Annotated in this window: 13 protein-coding genes; 10 read left to right on the forward strand and 3 right to left on the reverse strand. The window is 60.0% G+C overall.

Translation table 11 applies throughout. The features are described 5' to 3' along the window. Positions 1 to 22 precede the first annotated feature (22 nt). Complete coding sequence (locus IPM54_37745) at positions 23 to 319, forward strand: DUF2288 domain-containing protein (protein ID MBK9265519.1); 297 nt, start codon at positions 23 to 25, stop codon at positions 317 to 319. A 39-nt stretch (positions 320 to 358) separates the two neighbouring features. Here IPM54_37745 and IPM54_37750 read toward each other — a convergent pair whose 3' ends face one another. Both IPM54_37750 and IPM54_37755 read right to left on the reverse strand, forming a co-directional pair. Then, the gene (locus IPM54_37750) at positions 359 to 886 is read right to left on the reverse strand and encodes a hypothetical protein (GenBank protein ID MBK9265520.1); all 528 of its coding nucleotides are present in this window, start codon (positions 884 to 886) and stop codon (positions 359 to 361) included. A gap of 8 nt (positions 887 to 894) precedes the next feature. Next, positions 895 to 2,286, reverse strand: coding sequence for a hypothetical protein (locus IPM54_37755; GenBank protein ID MBK9265521.1), 1,392 nt, complete (start codon positions 2,284 to 2,286; stop codon positions 895 to 897). Positions 2,287 to 2,396: 110 nt separating this feature from the next. Here IPM54_37755 and IPM54_37760 point away from each other — a divergent pair, with 110 nt between their 5' ends. The 4 genes from IPM54_37760 to IPM54_37775 all read left to right on the forward strand — a co-directional run bounded on the left by IPM54_37760 (position 2,397) and on the right by IPM54_37775 (position 7,474). Next, a complete protein-coding gene (locus IPM54_37760) occupies positions 2,397 to 2,825 on the forward strand; it encodes a nuclear transport factor 2 family protein (protein ID MBK9265522.1) in 429 nt (142 codons plus the stop codon). A gap of 181 nt (positions 2,826 to 3,006) precedes the next feature. Then, positions 3,007 to 4,395, forward strand: coding sequence for an MATE family efflux transporter (locus IPM54_37765; protein MBK9265523.1), 1,389 nt, complete (start codon positions 3,007 to 3,009; stop codon positions 4,393 to 4,395). 200 nt (positions 4,396 to 4,595) lie between these two features. Then, positions 4,596 to 6,527 carry a protein-arginine deiminase gene (locus IPM54_37770; protein MBK9265524.1) on the forward strand — a complete coding sequence of 644 codons (1,932 nt, stop codon included), beginning with the start codon at positions 4,596 to 4,598 and terminating at the stop codon, positions 6,525 to 6,527. After that, positions 6,524 to 7,474, forward strand: coding sequence for a hypothetical protein (locus IPM54_37775; protein ID MBK9265525.1), 951 nt, complete (start codon positions 6,524 to 6,526; stop codon positions 7,472 to 7,474). The genes IPM54_37770 and IPM54_37775 overlap by 4 nt, the downstream gene beginning before the upstream one ends. A gap of 62 nt (positions 7,475 to 7,536) precedes the next feature. Here IPM54_37775 and IPM54_37780 read toward each other — a convergent pair whose 3' ends face one another. After that, a complete protein-coding gene (locus tag IPM54_37780; protein ID MBK9265526.1) occupies positions 7,537 to 9,468 on the reverse strand; it encodes a DUF3604 domain-containing protein in 1,932 nt (643 codons plus the stop codon). 202 nt (positions 9,469 to 9,670) lie between these two features. Between IPM54_37780 and IPM54_37785 the strand changes: the two genes are divergently transcribed. Genes IPM54_37785 through IPM54_37805 form a run of 5 tightly spaced genes read left to right on the forward strand, consistent with a single transcriptional unit; the run spans position 9,671 to position 16,971 of the window. Beyond that, complete coding sequence (locus tag IPM54_37785; GenBank protein ID MBK9265527.1) at positions 9,671 to 11,923, forward strand: OmcA/MtrC family decaheme c-type cytochrome; 2,253 nt, start codon at positions 9,671 to 9,673, stop codon at positions 11,921 to 11,923. Positions 11,924 to 11,931: 8 nt separating this feature from the next. Beyond that, positions 11,932 to 13,080: a CxxxxCH/CxxCH domain-containing protein gene (locus IPM54_37790; GenBank protein MBK9265528.1), complete on the forward strand. Its 1,149-nt coding sequence runs from the start codon at positions 11,932 to 11,934 to the stop codon at positions 13,078 to 13,080. Then, positions 13,077 to 14,243 carry a hypothetical protein gene (locus tag IPM54_37795; protein MBK9265529.1) on the forward strand — a complete coding sequence of 389 codons (1,167 nt, stop codon included), beginning with the start codon at positions 13,077 to 13,079 and terminating at the stop codon, positions 14,241 to 14,243. Before IPM54_37790 ends, IPM54_37795 begins: the two co-directional genes overlap by 4 nt. Continuing rightward, entirely contained in the window at positions 14,240 to 15,292 is a 1,053-nt protein-coding gene (locus IPM54_37800; GenBank protein ID MBK9265530.1) for a hypothetical protein, read from the forward strand. The genes IPM54_37795 and IPM54_37800 overlap by 4 nt, the downstream gene beginning before the upstream one ends. Continuing rightward, the gene (locus IPM54_37805; GenBank protein MBK9265531.1) at positions 15,289 to 16,971 is read left to right on the forward strand and encodes a hypothetical protein; all 1,683 of its coding nucleotides are present in this window, start codon (positions 15,289 to 15,291) and stop codon (positions 16,969 to 16,971) included. The genes IPM54_37800 and IPM54_37805 overlap by 4 nt, the downstream gene beginning before the upstream one ends.

The raw sequence follows: 16,971 nt of genomic DNA on the forward strand, positions 1-16,971 counted from the left end.
ACGTTGTCGCTACGCTTTGCGCATGCGCGAACGTATCGCCGAGACGATGGGGAGCGTGTTCTGGACTGATCTTGCGGCGCACGTCGCGCGCGACGCCGTGATCATCGCTGCTGCAGAGCTCGACCTGGTCGATGTGGGCATGGCGTTCGCGTTGAACGACACGGCCGCAGTCGATGCATGGATCAAGTCGGGCAAGCTCGAAAAGCCGTCGGCGGAAGACGTCTCGCGATGGTCCATCTCGACAAACTTACGATTTACCTCGGTGGTCGTGCAGCCGTTTGTCTTGATACACCGGCCGGTGTTGCCGCTGGCGAGTTGAGAGCAGGGAGCGAAAGGGGTTCAATCCACGAAGTTTTGATCACGTACCACCGCCGGAACCACCACCACCGGCTCCCGCTGCCCCGCCTGCGCCAGCAGCGCCACCCGCACCGGCTGCGCCGCCCGTACCAGCGTTCGGATCGAGGTCCGCGATCCATGCTTGGATGCAGTCCGTTTCCAAAGGCGACAAGGACGTTCCGAGCGGCATCTTCAAGCCGCACGGTGGCGGATCCACGAGTTTCTTGTAGAGCAAACTATTGGCTGCATCGGCAGGGTTTGCCAAGACAAGCCCGTTGCACGCGGCCGTTCCGGGCTTACCAACGACGCGCGCTTCGACTCCAGCAGACACGAGATCGAGCGCCCCTGCTGCATTGGCTCCCTCGATGTGGCAACCCGCGGTGCCGCATTTTGCCGCGAGGAGACTGGGTACGTCCGGACAACTCCCGCCCCCCTGAAATATTTTCTTTTCTTCTTCCGTGAGCGTTCCTGGACAACCGGAAGCCACGACGATCCAGGGAAAGACCACGACGAGCGCAGCAGCCGAACGGAGCAAGCGAGCGTGTTTCATGGCGTCCGTCACTCCACATAGGCGCCGGAGAGCCGGAGCCCAAGATACTGATCGAGCGCACCGCCGGCGACGTAAGCATCGCCGAGGACAGGGTCGAAGTCCGAGAAAAACCGAGCATATTCCGCAGCAAACCGCAGCTCGAAACCACTCGCGATACGCACGACGAGCCCCACTTTGCCGCCGATACCGTGCACTCCTACGCCCGTGAACCGATCGTAGACGGGACCTGCGGACAAAGGTTCGATCCAGTCGAAGCCTGCGACGATCGCCGCTCGCCCAATCGGAAAACGCCCGTCGATACCAGCTCGGATCGCGCTGTAATCCACGTTGGGTACTTGCCCAGCAAGCTCGGGAGGTTCGTCGACGTTGAACGTGTGCATGTAGTATTGGCCGGACAAACCCAGCACGGGTCCCGTCGGGCGCGAGATCGGAATGCGGTAGCGAATTCCTGCGGAAAAACGTTGGTACAGGGTGTTCACGGGCGTCCCGTCCGCCGTCGCAGATTGCAGGGCAAATGCCCGGGCGTAGCCAATCGTCAGACCGATGTCGCGCAAGACGGGAACGGTCGTAAAGCCCGCGGGATACACCTCGGCACTGGCGAACGCAACGGGCGCACCAAACAATTCGTACGAACGTAAATTGGTGGACAAACCGTCCGAAAAATCGAACCTGCGCCCTGTCGCCTCCACGCCGACTTCGACGGCAAAAATCGACGAACCCGCTTCGTGACGAACCCGCGCGGGCTTGTCATCGCTTTCGTCGGAACCATCTTTTTCGCCAGCTTCAGGAGTCGGCGTGGGTTTGTCGTCCTTCGGTTTCTCGACTGGTTTGGGCGAAAATTGCTCGATCACCCCCGACAGCGCACCTTCGAGGGCGCTGCGCCGATCCGCCTCGGAACCTTCGCGCGAGACCGCTTCGTCGACGAGCAGCTCGTTGCCGTCGGGGCTCAGCCAAACGACATACACGCGCCACTTGCCCGAGTATCGCTGCACGATGCCCACGATGAACCCATCGGCATCCATCTGTTTGGCCGCTTTGCGCAAGCGCGGCAGGAGGCCCGTTCGCGACTTCGCTTGCGTCATCGCCGAACCCATCGGCTTCGACAGGCCGAACTTGCGCATGGCGGCCGTGACGTCGCCCTTGTCCACGACCGTGATGCGATCCGGTAGCACGGAAAGGATGTCTTCTCGTGCGTCCGCTGCGTTTTGGCCTTCCACGTGAACCGCAAGCACTTTGCGCTTTGCCGGCTCCTCGGCAGATGCCTCGGACGGCACGAGAACCACAGCGGACGCGGCAGCGGCAACGCCGACGAGATGCGCCACGGCGGCAATCGCGATCGCCGAACGTCGAGCGATCGAACGGCTTGCCCGTGCACGCAGGAGAGCATTCAAAAGGGCCACGCGCGTGAGCCTACAGGGGCATGGGCGCGCGGGTAAAGCCCTTCGTCTACCAATGCGTTGTTTCGCCAAGAAGCCTCGACCCGACCGGTGCGTCTGGTACAACTCGATTCATGCCCACGCTACCCGAGCGCATCATGACGCTGTTTGCCACGTATCATATTCGCCGCGACAAAGTGCTCGACGACATCGATGCTCTCTATGCCCCCGACGTGCGTTTCATCGATCCTTTCAACGATGTCGTCGGCAAAGACCATTTCATGCGGATCACCCGCAATCTCAACGCGCGGGTCGAAGAAATGCGCTTCGACGATCTCGAGCTCGTCGGCGACGACCCTCATTTCGTGATCACGTGGACTTGCAAGATAAAGACTCGAGTGGGCTTGACGCTCACGGCTCCAGGCGTGAGCGAGCTGCGTTCGCAGGGCGGGCTCGTCACCCTTCACCGGGACCACTGGGACGCACTTGGAGCCATGGCAGGAAGCATTCCGTTCGTACGGTCGATTTATCCACGACTGACGCGCCTGGTTTTCGACGGGTGATCGCGGCGGCGCGGGGCGGCTTCGGTCGTCGATGGGGGCGCGTGTTTGCCGCTCAACCCCCGGGCCTTATTCCAGACTGAACGGCACTTGGAATGCCCCTCCGTTCTCACCGTTCATGCTTTCTTTTTTTGACAAACCACGGGCGTAGCGCCGCATCCAGTGTCACAACCCCGTCCCCCCGATGTCGAACGCGTCCGTCGCCCCGTCTGCGCGTCAATTGCTCGCGCTTGCCTGGCCGATCATTGTTTCCCGGTCGGCGCAGACGGTCATTAGTGTGTCGGATGCGGCAATGGTCGCGCCTCTGGGTGAAGACGCTATCGCCGCAACGACGGCAGGAGCGCTCAACGTCCTGCTTCTGTTCACGCTGCCCATGGGCGCGATGTTCATCATCTCGAGCTTCGCGTCGCAGCTTTATGGCCGCGGCGATCACGGGGGCGCGCGGCGGTACGGCTATTACGGGCTCGTTTTCTCGCTTTTGCTCGAGCTTCTCTACATCGGGCTGCTTGCGTTCGCGCCGTCGGTCATCGAGATGCTCGGCTATTCGCCCGCCGTGACGACGCTGATGGTGGAGTATTCGAAGCCGCGCCTCGTTGGCGGTGGAGCAGCCATTGCTCTCGAAGCGCTCGGGAATTATTACGGCGGCATTGGCAACACGCGTTTGCCGATGATGACGCAAGTCTTGTGCATGATTTTCAACGTCGGACTCAACTGGGTGCTCATTTACGGGCACTTGGGAGCCCCAGCGCTCGGTGTGCAAGGTGCAGCTCTGGCCAGTACGATATCGACGTTCATCGGTTTGTCCGTGCTGTTCGGATGTTTTCTTTACGGCGTGGGCGCAGACCCCTCCGCACGGACGAATCGCGGGTCGCTGCGTTTGTCAGAGTTCTATCGAATGTTGCGCTTCGGCATACCGACCGGGCTGAATTGGTTCGTCGAATTTTCTGCTTTCATGCTGTTCGTCAACGTCGTCCTCATTGGCCTCGGCACGACGACGCTCGCCGCGTTCATGGCGGCGATGCAAATCAATCAGGTTTCGTTCATGCCTGCGTTTGGCTTGACGAGCGCTGGAGCCATTCTCGTTGGGCAATCGATTGGTGCAAAAGAATGGGACGCGGTGCCGAAAACCGTGCGCTTGACGGCGTTTGCGACATGCGCTTGGCAAGGCAGCGTAGCCGTGCTCTACATCCTTTTCGCCAAGTACATCATGCTGCCGTTTTCTCCGCCGGGTGCCGAAGGAGCTGCGTTTCTCGAAATCGGCGCGCGAGTGCTCGTGTTATCGGCGACGTGGCAAGTAGCCGACGCTCTTTCCATGAGCTTCGCCGAAGCGCTTCGAGCTGCGGGTGATACGTCGTTTACCGCGTGGACGCGTACGCTCATCGCATGGCTGCTCTTCGTTCCCGGCTCGTACGTGAGTGTGCGAGTGCTGGGCGGAGGAATTGGTTGGGCCGTGTTTTGGCTTTCAGCGTATCTCGGCGTTCTGGCCCTCGTATTGTGGCTGCGTTTTCGATCGGGCGTTTGGAAAACGTTGGATCTCACAGGTCAAGAGCCCTGGCTTTCGGATTGTAAGTGAGCCAGGGCTCCCAATGGGCCTGGTTCACTTCCTGTCCACCATTCGAGAAAAATTGCGCGGCCACTGCATGCAATTTCGTGCTTTTTGATGCATGCAAATCGGATCGTTGGGGATAGACTGCGAACGTTGTGGATGTCCGCCCGCCAGCGTGACCATGCCGAGCGGAAGGTTCGTCTGCACCCACGTTCGAGGGAAAACCAATGAAATATCTTTGGACCAAAGTCTGCGCCGTAGGCATCTCGAGCGCCGCGCTCGCGATAGGCTGCGGCGGCAGCGACGAGGATCTCGTATTCGGCAATAGCACGGCATCGGGCGGAGGTTCGACAGGATCGACCACGGGTGGCGCTGGAGGCTCGGGAGTTGGCGGCTCCGGGCAAGGTGGCGCCGAAGGTGGAAGTGGACCGGGCGGTAGCGGTGGAGGTCAGGTGAATCCACCGGCCGAGATTGTCGATTTGCGTGCAGACGTGAATCGCAATGGCGTCGTCGACCTGGACGATGCAACCGAAGACAAGGACGAGGACACCTGGGATTCAGCCCACGGCGCCATTTTCATGGCGAACATCGACGACGACGAAGAGAAGTGTCCCAAGTCGCAGCAAACCGATTCGCAATATGCATCGTGTCACGACGCTGCGGACAGTGTGGTCAATGGAGTGGACGATCTCGAGGATCTCGCTCGAATCATGACGGTTCCGTGGAAGGAAGCGTATGCGGACGCCGCGGGTGTGATTTCGGTCAGCGCACCGGATCGCGTGCGGCTTTTCAGGAAAAACGAAAGCGGCACGTTTGACTTGTTCGATCCCGCCGCGACGAAATTGACGCAAGCCGATTTGGCGACTGGTATCGAATTGGCGATCGAAGCAACGGACATCGTACGGGACCCGGCTGTGTGGGACGGATTCGTCGACGTGACGCTGACGGTGACGGGCACGGATCCCAAAGGAATGCCAATGCCCGAGACGACGGACAAATTGCGCATGCGGGTCGCTCCGGTCTTGTTCCGGCATCATTTGCATGCAGCGCAAAAGGTGTACGTGACGAACACCAATTCGCAATCGTCGTCGGTGTTCCGTGCTGATTTGGCGACGGCCGTACAAGCCGCAGCCGTGCCCGAGCCGACCTACGAATATGGCAATTCGGACCAATGGACGCAGGACTTTTTCGAGACTGCGTACACGTCGATGCCAGGCCCCGGGGGCAAGCAGCACGTCATGCACGTGAACGTCCGATCGGCGAATTATTCGAACGGTAATTTGCGTTCAGCAGGGCGGATCGTGTTCCAACTGCGGGGCAAAGACGTCGCAGCCGCGGTTCAATACGATCCGCAACATTCGGATAGCATGAATACGCTGAATTCGTTCGGTAATCTGGAGACGGTACCGCCATATTCCCATGCAGGAAAAACCTATGCGCTGGGACGAGTGCTCCGCGGAAGCACGCCGAGCTTTTATCCCGACAAGTCGTTCGACAAGATGGTAAGTGCGCAAAATGCGCAACCGATCATCTACGTCAACACAGAATGGCTACAGGTCGGGCACGTCGACGAAACGATCACGTTCATCAAAACGAATTCCCCGCGGGGCTGGGCAATGGGCGTCAACGACCCCACCATGGCCCGAGCCATGCTCGAAAAGGCCCAGGCCGATGGTTACGGCGGCGTGCACATGTTCGTTGGAAAGTTTTGGTGGGGCAGTCAATCGGCGGAAATCAGCATCGACGACGTGCTGTCGGATCCCGACGTGATGAACGAAAGCGCGCAAGCGGCCATCGAGATCGACGATCAAGTCAATGTATTGAAGCAAGAAACGGGGATCACGGACGCGGAAATGATTCCGATACCGTTCTTGCATCAACCGACGAATAGCGGATCGGTCGCGTATCAGCCGGGCACGGTCAACGGGATTTACCTGTCGGATACGTCATTCGGGGCGCCCAAACCGCATGGGCCGAACATCGGAGGCCAGGACATCTTCGAGGCGCAGCTCGTGGAAGCGTTTGCGCCTTACGGGATCAAGGTGCACTTCATTGAAAACTGGAACTTGTACCATCGCTTGAGCGGCGAGGTGCATTGCGGAACGAATACGACGCGGGTCGTACCTGATGCGGATCTCTGGTGGGAGAGCATGCCATGAAAATGATGAAAACCATGAACGTCGGGCTTTTCGTGGCAGGGCTTTTCCTGTCGAGTTTTTCAATGGCTGCGCCCCTCGGTTCGCAAGGAGCGGTCATCGCACCGGACAAACTGGCCATGGCGGAACGGTCGACGCTGACTCGAGCCATTGCTGCAGAACGCGTTGCAAAGCCTGCGGCCTTCGAAACGCTGGTTCGACTGCGTGACGACTTGCCGACGCTCGACGCGAACAAACGAGGTCGAGCCGTCCCGGTTTCGGCCATTCTCAAAGGAATGGGGAGCGACGCGCTTTTCCCGATGCTGAATGAAATTGCGTTCGACGCGCGCGGGCGTGACGGTCTTTCGGATTCGGCGTGGAAATCGTGGCGCGTGGGACTCGTGGAAGCCGTGGGCTTTTTGCGGGACGGGCGATCGGCCCCGGTGCTCACGGCGATCCTCGATGGAGCGGAGACCGATTACGACCTCGTTCGTGCGGCTGCGGGCGCGTATGGGAAACTCGGCACGGATGCGGCGGCGCAAAAGCTCGTGATGATGGCGCGGCAGAAAGACGCCAAGCAATTGGCCGTGCTTGCTGGAATGGGCCATTGCCGCAGGTCCCTCGCCGCAACCGAGCTCGCTGCCATGCTGCTCGCGCAGCCGAATGAGCCAATGGCAAAGGTCATTGCGCATTCGCTCGGGGACATCGGTTCAGCGTGGGCGTGGAAGACGCCGATCGTCAAGGCAAGCGGCGAAGAAAATGCGGTGCGAACAGCGGCGGCCAAAGCGCTCGTGGCGTCGTATTTGCGTTATGACGGCGAAGTGCGGTCCACGATTGGCAAAGCGGTGCTGATGGTGGATCACGCGGATACGCTTTCGCTCATCGACGCGCAAAAGAGGAGCGTGCGTCCGGACCAACAGGTCATCCTGGACGAGCTTGCGGCGCGATTCAAGAAGAGCCCCTTGCATTGATGAAATGGCGCTGGAAGCGCGTCATGCGTTTCCGGCGCTCGATCCGACAAATCCCCTTCCCTTCACGGCCCCACCCAAATCGGCGAGCTCCACGCTCGGTGCCTGACAATCTTCGGGGTGACCTGATCCGTGCATGCCGCGGGCGCCGTGGCCGGATCGAGCTTGCTGCATTCGTACGCGCTCCACCGACAACTTGGTGCTTCCTCGGCCCGTGCATAATAAAATGCGCGCTCTTGCGGATCGAAATCGGGATCCGTCCAAACGGCGCATAGTTCGTCGGGCCCTTGAGCCTGCACCGCACACGTGGCCGTATCCACGGTGGAATCGGGAATTTCCGTGCCAACGACATCATATACCTTTTCGGATACTTTGCCGCCACGCACGAAACCCTTGACGATTTGAATGCGCTCGAGGGGCCTGCCCGGCCAATCTACTGTTCCTGGATCGGCGCTCGCCTGCACGATGAACGACGGAGCCATTCCCATTGCGTTGCTCATGTCGAGCGCGCCGCCCATGGGAACACCATTCGCATAAGCTTCCTCGAGCATCGAAGCGCGCCCGCACATCATGTCGTCGTACGCAAAGCCTGCAAAAAAGCGAATGGGAATGCGTGGACCGCTCGTGGCAAACGTTTCACGCCTTCGAATCGCTGCAAAAATGGCTTCCCGCGAATTTTCTTCGGCCCACACGGCCGCAAGTCCGCCGGGATTGTTGATGACTCCATCGTGCGTTTCGGTTCCCGCGCCGAGGCGTTTTTCCGGCGTATCGTCGACCATGCCGACATGCCCCGGAAAACCGACGCTGGATACGTTTCCCGGCGTGCCATTGTGCGTATCGGTCGACCCGATGAACCCCACCATGAATGGATTCGTGCCCAATCGTTCTTGCTCGAGCAATCCCGTTTTCAGAACGTATCGCAAAAATTCGTGACGATGTGTGCACCCCCAAAGCCGCATGCCGCCCGAGCCCGGTTTTTCCCCACATTGTTCGTCCGTAGGCGGGCGCAGTTGTTCGAAATCGCAGAGCGGATCCACGTCTGCCTCGACATCCATGAATCCATTGCGACACTCGCTCGATCCCTTGTGTTGAAAGATCTCCGCCACGGGCTCCATTTCAACCCGCAATGCCGCTCGCGATGCTTCTTCTTCGACCGTCGATCCGCCGGGGTACGTCGGATCGAAAAGTCTGCCATTGGACAGATTCGAATTGTGCGGCAGTACGATGACATCGCAGCCGCTTTCGTTCGCTTTGCATTCGTCGCGGAGTTTCGTCCACAAATCGAGCGGCGTGGGCGCCTCGAAATATGTAATGGGAAGCTCGGGGACGATGTCGTTTCCAAAAATCACGTTGCGATGCAGGTTCGATATCCCGAACGTATTCGTGTATTCGTATGCGACGAACGACGTGAATGTACATGCGCTCGTGCGATCGTACGCGGATTCGGCTGCGTCTTGCATGGCCTGCCAACGCACTTTCGCCGCGGCTTCGCAATCTTGACCTTCCCCGCATAATTCGGCAATGCGCATTGGATTGGCTTGCGATAGGCGAATGCCGAATTCAGACGCTCCTTCCCCGACGGCGGATCGATACGTCGTGCAAGAAAAACTGTCGTATTTGGGCGAACCGGGTGTGGTACAATGGTAGATTTCGCCAAGGAATTCGCCATGATCGGTGACAGCCGCGAAATCCAAGGGGCGATCGATCTTGACCTTCCGTGTGCCCACGCCATTCGCATCGAGCGGCGGCAAACCTATGCTTTCACCTCGCGCAAAACGATACGCATCGGCAGGTTCGACGACGGTTTCGTAGGATCGCGCGTCAAAAGAAAACGCCGTGTGCGCGTGGAGCTCGCCGTATAGAGGCATACGCGCTTCCACGCGGCTCGTGCACGCTTCGCGCGGCAGGGGCACGCGCTTGTCGGGTGTCGCGGGCGGCGCTTCCGCGCACGAAACGAAGAAAGCAAGCAAAACGAGTGACGGAGGAGCGTATTTCACACGCGCATGGAAGGGGATTGTCCGCGGTCCGTCAAGAGGATCCGGCGCACGAAGTGCACCGGCGCGCAACGCTTGCGCCTCGATGACCGATGTTGGGCACACCGCACGCTGAAATGCCGAGAAACACTGATTGGCATGACAATTGACAACACGCGCGCGGTTGCCTACTCTCGCCCAACATCGAAGGTCACGGATCGCCACAATGTTCAAGAAGTTCGCGCAGATGCATCAAGGTTTGCAGCTCGTATCACGCACGTCACGCCGTCGCTTTTCCTGGCGAACGCTGGGGCTTTGGGCCGTCGTCGTCGGCGCAGGATTGCTCTCTGCATGCGAAGGACCCGCGGGCCCTCCTGGTGAACGAGGCTCCGTGGGCGAGGGTTTGCCCGGTACGAACGGTGAGCCCGGACAAACGGGTGATGCAGGGCCGGAGGGTCCGCCGGGCACTCCAGGGCACAACGCTTATCTCACGGGCCCTGGCGTGAAGCTCGATGTTTCCCATACGCAAGTCGGCGTCGATGGCACCGTGACCGTGACGTTCCGCATCACCGACCAGAGCGGCGTGGCGCTCGATAGGCAGGGATTATACACCGAGGGAGCCGTGTCGCTACGGTTTGTCTTGGCGTGGCTCGACGAAGACGCGAATGGCAACGCGCTGCAATACACATCGTACACGACGAGAATGCAGACGAGCCCCATCACCGGACAATCGGCGGAACAAGCCGCTGCCGATGAAGGTGGCACGTTCGAAGAAGTCGACTTTTCACAAGGCATTTACCGATACACGTTCGGGACCAAGATCCAAGTCGCGGACGGGACGAAGACGCACACGCTCGGTGCATGGGCCACTCGCACGTTCGAGGACGTACGATATTCGGCGGAAGCCCTTTACAACTTTTTGCCCGCCGGCGGCACTCCAACGACGGCGCGCGAGCTCGTGCAAACCGATCGCTGCAATGCATGTCATGATCCATTGGAGGCGCATGGAGGATCCCGGCGCGATGTAAAACTGTGCGTGCTTTGCCACTCGGCGCAATCGACGGATCCGGATACGGGCAACACGGTCGATTTCCAAGTCATGGTGCACAAGATCCACCGCGGAAAGACCCTTCCGAGCGTCGTGGCGGGAATACCTTACCAAATCATTGGAAATCAGCAATCCGTGCACGATTATTCGACCGTGGCATTCCCTCGACCCATGCAGCATTGCGAAGCGTGTCATGCGGGTGCCCAAGGCGACCAATGGAAAAACAATCCCACGATGATCGCTTGCGGATCGTGTCATGACATGGTTTCGTTCGAGGATCCGCCGCCCCCAGGAAAGACGCTTCATGTCGGAGGCCCACAAGCAGACAATTCGAAATGCTCGGTATGCCACCCGCCCGCTGGAGGGCTCGAAGGCATCGCCACGCAGCACGCGGTTCCCTATTTGGACCCGGCGAATCCGAAATTGACGCTCACCATCGTCGGCGTCGAAAAGACCGCGCCCGGCAATACTCCCGAGATCGTGTTCCGCGTCGAGCAAAATGGCCTGCCAGTCAATATCCTATCGACTCCGCTCACGCGCCTCGTCGTGACGATTGCCGGCCCGACGACTGATTATGCAACGTATTGGCAACACACCATCCAAGGCAGCGGAGCAAGCGGAATGTTGACAGCCGACGGCCAAAATTTCCGCTACGCATTCCCGGCAATCATGCCCGTGACTGCCGCGGGCACGTATGCCTTCGGCCTCGAGGGGTATGTGCAGCCCGCCGGCGGAACTCGAATTTCGGCGCCGAATCCCGTCAAGTTTGCGGCAGTCACGGATATGACGCCCGAGCCACGCAGGACGATCGTGAGCCAGGAGCAATGCAATAGCTGCCACCTTCAATTGGCCGCGCATGGTGGCTCGCGTATCGAAGTGCAATACTGCGCGTTCTGTCATCAGCCCGGAAACGTGAACGACGACCGCGTCGAACGATTCGAGAACAAATCCGTCGACGTGCACTCCGTTGATTTGGCCGTCATGGTGCATCGCATTCACATGGGCGAAGCATTGACGGAGCCGTATGTGCTCGGAGGCAATCCATCGCCGACGAAAGCGAACCCCGCAGGCAATCCCGTCGATTTCGGCGAAGTGCGATATCCTGGCGACCGGAATGCTTGCTGGACCTGTCACGCGGGCGATACCTACATGCTGCCGCTCAGCTCGAACCTCTTGCCAAAGAAAACCCAGGTCCTTGCGTGCGCCGAGGATCCCTTGGCAGACGGCGACAATTATTGTGACGAGCGGATCATCCAATCCGAAAAACTCATTCCACCCGAAACGGCAGCTTGCACGGGTTGTCATGACGCACCTTACGTGGTTGCCCACGCGGAAACGATGACCAGCGCGAGCGGCATCGAAGCTTGCGCGACGTGCCACGGAAAAGGCGCAGCCCTCGACGTGCAAGTGGTTCACGCACCTCGGCCCTGACAAAACACATGCACGGTCGGGTTTGCCTCACCATTGCCATGCTCTCCGTGGCGGGATGCGAGATCCCGCGTGATCGACCTGCGCCCGAAGGTTATCACGGGAGCGGCTGGTCCAGCAAACTCACTGGAGGCAAACACGCAATCTGGCTTCGCGACAACGGATATCCCATCGAAGATTGTCAGGTTTGTCATGGCGCCGATGGCGCGGAAAGCTCGGTTCTTCCAGGGTGCAGTGATGGAGGCTGTCACGAGCAAGGCGTCACCTTTTGCGGCACCTGTCACGGAAATGAAAACGGTCCACGGCCCAATGACGGAGCCCACGAAAAACATCGGTCCTATTGCATCGAATGCCACGCCGTACCCAAATCGATACGCGACCCTGGGCACCTCGATGGTATGAACGACGTTGCCTTTTCCGGCTTGGCCAAGGCGAATCAATCGTCGGCAACCTGGAATGCCGCGACAAACACTTGTTCGGACACGTACTGTCATCTTGGGACGAACATCGAATGGAAAGCGCCCAATGCGACGGCCACTCCGTGTAACATGTGCCATGGCAATCCACCCGATTCACATGCTCGGTTCGCCACCGTGGCGACGCCGGATTCATGCGCGAATTGCCACCCGGACGCGTCTTCGTCGTCTCATGTCAATGGTATCGTTGAGACAAACCCGTTGACGTGTAGCACGTGCCATGGACAAGGGCAGCTCGGAGCTCCACCCGCAGCGCTCGACGGATCGGTCGATGCTTCGTCTCGAGGTGTGGGAGCCCATCGCAGACACCTCGATGAAACGCTTGCAGATCGTATCGGGCGCGTTGTAGCCTGCACGGCGTGTCACGTCGTACCGCAATCCTCGAATCCATTCGAGCACATCGATACGACTTCACCGGCGGATGTATCTTTGGTATTGGGAAACTATGATGCGGAAACGGGTCGCTGCGTGACGTCGTGCCATTTCGACACGGTTCCAGGGCCAGCGTGGACCGACGCAACGGGCGCGGCGCGGACATGCGATGCGTGTCATGGATTTCCGCCGGCGTTTACGCGCAAAGGAACAAAACACGCACCATGCCAACCGACATTGGCTGCGTGTTTGTCCTGCCATTCGTTTACCCCGGAATCTCACGTCGATGGAGTGGTGAACGTGACGCCATGAAACGATGTGCATTTACGGCTTCCATCGGCATTTTGCTTTTCTCCGTCACGGCCCACGGACAAACCTATCGTTTGCGGGCGGATGCGTATGTATCGTCACCGCCTACGACGACGGGGCTCGTATTTCTCCACGGTGAAGCGCGCAAACCATCGTATTTCGATTCGGAAGCGGCCGTGTGGATGGGCTCGGGTGAAACGCCCGCCGATGTCCTGGTGATGACCGTCAGGGCACGCGATCCCATGGGACGCGCCGAATTGCGCGTGGGTCGCATGATGGCGTCCATGGGAGCCATTCGACCGCTGCACATCGATGGCGCGGATGCAATCGTTCGAGCTCCCTGGGGAAGCAGTATCGAATTCTTTGGGGGTTTGCCCGTGACCTTTGGCCTCGCGCCCCGCAATTATTCGTGGGTCGTGGGAGGTCGCGCCGCTCAGCGTATTGGACAACGAGCGACCGTGGGGTTCTCGTATCTTCATTCGCGTTTGGAAGGAAAAGCCGCATTCGAGGAGATCGGTATCGACGGCGCCGCATCGTTCGGCCGCGTATTCGACGGAGCCTTCACGACGAGCCTGGATCTGTTACGCATCGGTGTATCCGATGCGCGCATTTCGATCGCAACACGTTTCGATCCTTTTCGTATCGAGCTCTTTGCCGTACGGCGTTCCCCTTCGCGCCTTTTGCCTGCGACGTCTCTTTTTGCAGCGCTCGGCGACGTCCCCTCGGATCGCGCAGGCGGGTCGATCCATTGGCGCGCAGCCCCGCGGCTCGACGTGCGCGGCGAAGGCGCCTTCGAATCGCTCGGCGGGGCGCTCGGAGGGCAATTCTTTTTACGATCCACCTTGCGCCTCGACGACCGAGGTGACGGCGCCCTGGGGCTCGAATTGCGACGTCAAGGCGCCCCCACCGCGGCGTGGACGGGCATTCGAGGGACCGCACGACTGCCTCTGGCACCGAAGCTCTCTGCGTCCACGGAGCTCGAATTGGTTTGGCCCGACGATCCGCGAGATCGCGGCACCGTGTGGCCCTGGGGCATCGTGGCATTGCGGTATGCCCCCGCATCGGCGTGGGATGTTTCGGGCGCCGTCGAAGCGAACGCTTCCCCGACGAATTCAGCCGCAATTCGAGCGCTCGTGCGCCTTGGTTATTCGTGGGGTGGTCCGTGAAAACCACGAAGTCGTCGCTGCTCTTGTGCGCATGTCTCCTGCTCACGGCCGCATGCGCGTCCATTTTGGGCATTCGACCACCGGGACGCCGAGCCTTCGAGCATCGTGCGCATGCGCTCGAGGGGATTCATTGCAATCGTTGCCACGTCGGAGTTTCGGCGGCCGGCGAAGAAGGCCCCTTGCACTTGCCTTCGACTCGAGATTGCGTGACTTGCCACGAGAAACCTCACGACGATCGAGAATGTCGCAATTGTCACGGATTGCCTCATGCCGCTCGAGGCGCCGAAATGGCGCGCACGCACCTGCGATTCGAGCACCGTACTCATGTGCCCCGGGTTCGAGGCGATTGCGTGCGATGCCACGTGGACATCGCGAGCGGCTCCGAAATTCTGCGGCCGCGTATGGCAACCTGCGGAAGCTGTCACGCGCACGAAAACCAGCTCGCGCAAGATCGTTGCGATCCGTGTCATGTGAACCTGCGCGACGAAGGCGTTCGTCCGGACGATCACCTCATTCACGCGGGCAATTTCGTCAGGGAACACGGCGTACGAGCGGCCGCGCAACGACAGCTCTGCATGAATTGCCATTCCGAGCGATCTTGCTTGAGCTGTCATGGCGTGACGGCTGCGATTTTGCCAGAGCGCCTCCTTTTCGACGATCCGATGCGCCTCGGGGTGCATCGCGCCGGATTCCTTTCGCGCCATGCCGAGGAAGCTCGAGCGGATCCGGGCTTGTGCACGACGTGTCATTCGCCGAGCGTGTGCAGCAGTTGTCACACGCGCGAGGGGGTTGGCGCGACAAACGGCCGCGGGAGCCCTCATCCTGCCGGATGGCTCGGCCCGCCCAGAACGCGCAATGACCACGGACCTGCGGCATTTCGCGAACCGGAGACATGTGCGAGTTGTCATGGTGGCGCGGGTGAAGCGTTATGCATTGGATGCCATCGCGTAGGCGGCGTGGGCGGTAATCCACATGCACCCGGCTTCCGCAGCAGCAAACGTAAAACCATCGACGAGCCTTGCCGGCGCTGTCACGAAGGTGGCCTATGAGGTCGCCGCTCGCGCGCCCCTGGGAATGGCTGCTCGAGGCTGCATTGATGATTGCCGGCGGATGCGGCTTGACGAACGATGATGCGACATCGGCGGGTAGCGCAGGACAAGGCGCCCAAGCAAAACATATCGAAGAATCACCTCACCGTGGCCCCGGATCGGTGCGATGTGGTCGCTGCCATTCCGACGAAGATCGGGAAGCCGCACGGTGGAAAGAAATCGCCAAAAAGGTCGGCCATGACGTCGACGCGATGCTGGAAACGCGATCGACGTGCACATGCTGTCACATTGGCGAAGTCAAAGGGTTTGGCGAGCCGCTCGATCGCGTGTGCGTGCAATGCCACGAGGACGTGCGCGTGCGCATCACCGGCATGGGGTCGCTCCATTGCGTAGCCTGCCACGATCCATCGAGCGCCGGCGGGACGCTCATTCGCGAAAGCGCATGGGAATGCCAGCAATGTCACGCAAAACAACAAGGCAATCGCTTGGCGATCGACGTGCACGGCGCAGAAGACTGCACGAATTGCCACAGGCCTCACGAAGAACCGTGGACACTGCCGCGAAACTGCACCGATTGCCACGTATCGAACGACACGCACCACGGTGAAAACGCCGGCGAATCCGCTTGCAACGTCTGTCATAGGCCGCATGAAGTGGGCGGTGACGCGGCCACTCGATGCATGGATTGCCACGACAAACGAAAGCCTGGAGCGTTCGTCAAGGCGGTGTTCAAAAACGGCCACGACTGCGCTTCTTGCCACGACCCGCACGCGGCTCCGGATGCTGCCCCGCGCGCGTGCTCGTCGTGTCATACGAACGTCCACACGATGCCCGGGCGCGGAAGTGATACGCACGCGAAATGCGAATCCTGTCATTCACCGCATGACGTACAAAAGACCGCCGCATCCACCTGCACGTCTTGTCACGCGACCATACAACCGAAACATCCGGATCCCAAGGGGCAATCCTGCACCGGTTGTCACGACCCGCATCCAGACGAAAAGGCGGCATCCGCAACGCTCGCGTGCAATCAATGCCATACCAAAGCAGCAAACGAAACGGCATTTCACGCGGGCACGACGAAGTGTCGAGATTGCCACGTGCCGCACGCATTCGATGGGGCGAGCGCGCTTCCGTGCAAGCAATGCCACGCAAAAGAGAGCGCCGCTGGATCGAGCGGCCATGGGCACGGCGATTGCGCCAAGTGCCACACCACGCACGAGCCGCGAAAGAAGGCGCCGATGTGCGCCATGTGCCACGAAACCGAGCACACGACTGCGCTCGATGGGCATTTGAATTGCCTGCAATGCCACGAGAACCATCCGAAAGACCGAAAACCGCTGAAGGCATGCATCGATTGCCATGCCGAACAACAAAAATCCGGTCCGCACGCCCGTCAAGATTGCAATGCATGCCATCGCGCACACGGGCCGGATGCTCCCATGGGCCCCAAAGGACCAAGCTCCCCGCCCTCGTGCGAATCGTGTCATTCAATCGCAAAACTGCCTACTTTGCATTCGTTGAATGGCCATCAACAATGTTCGTCGTGCCATTCCGCGCATGATGCGCCCAAGAGCGATCGCAAGACGTGCCTATCGTCGTGCCACACCAAAATGGAAAAGCACGAGCCGCTTGCGCGCACGTGCACCGGCTGTCACTCGTTCCGCGTATTGCGATGA

It is taken from the genome of Polyangiaceae bacterium (assembly GCA_016715885.1).
Classification (GTDB): domain Bacteria; phylum Myxococcota_A; class Polyangia; order Polyangiales; family Polyangiaceae; genus Polyangium.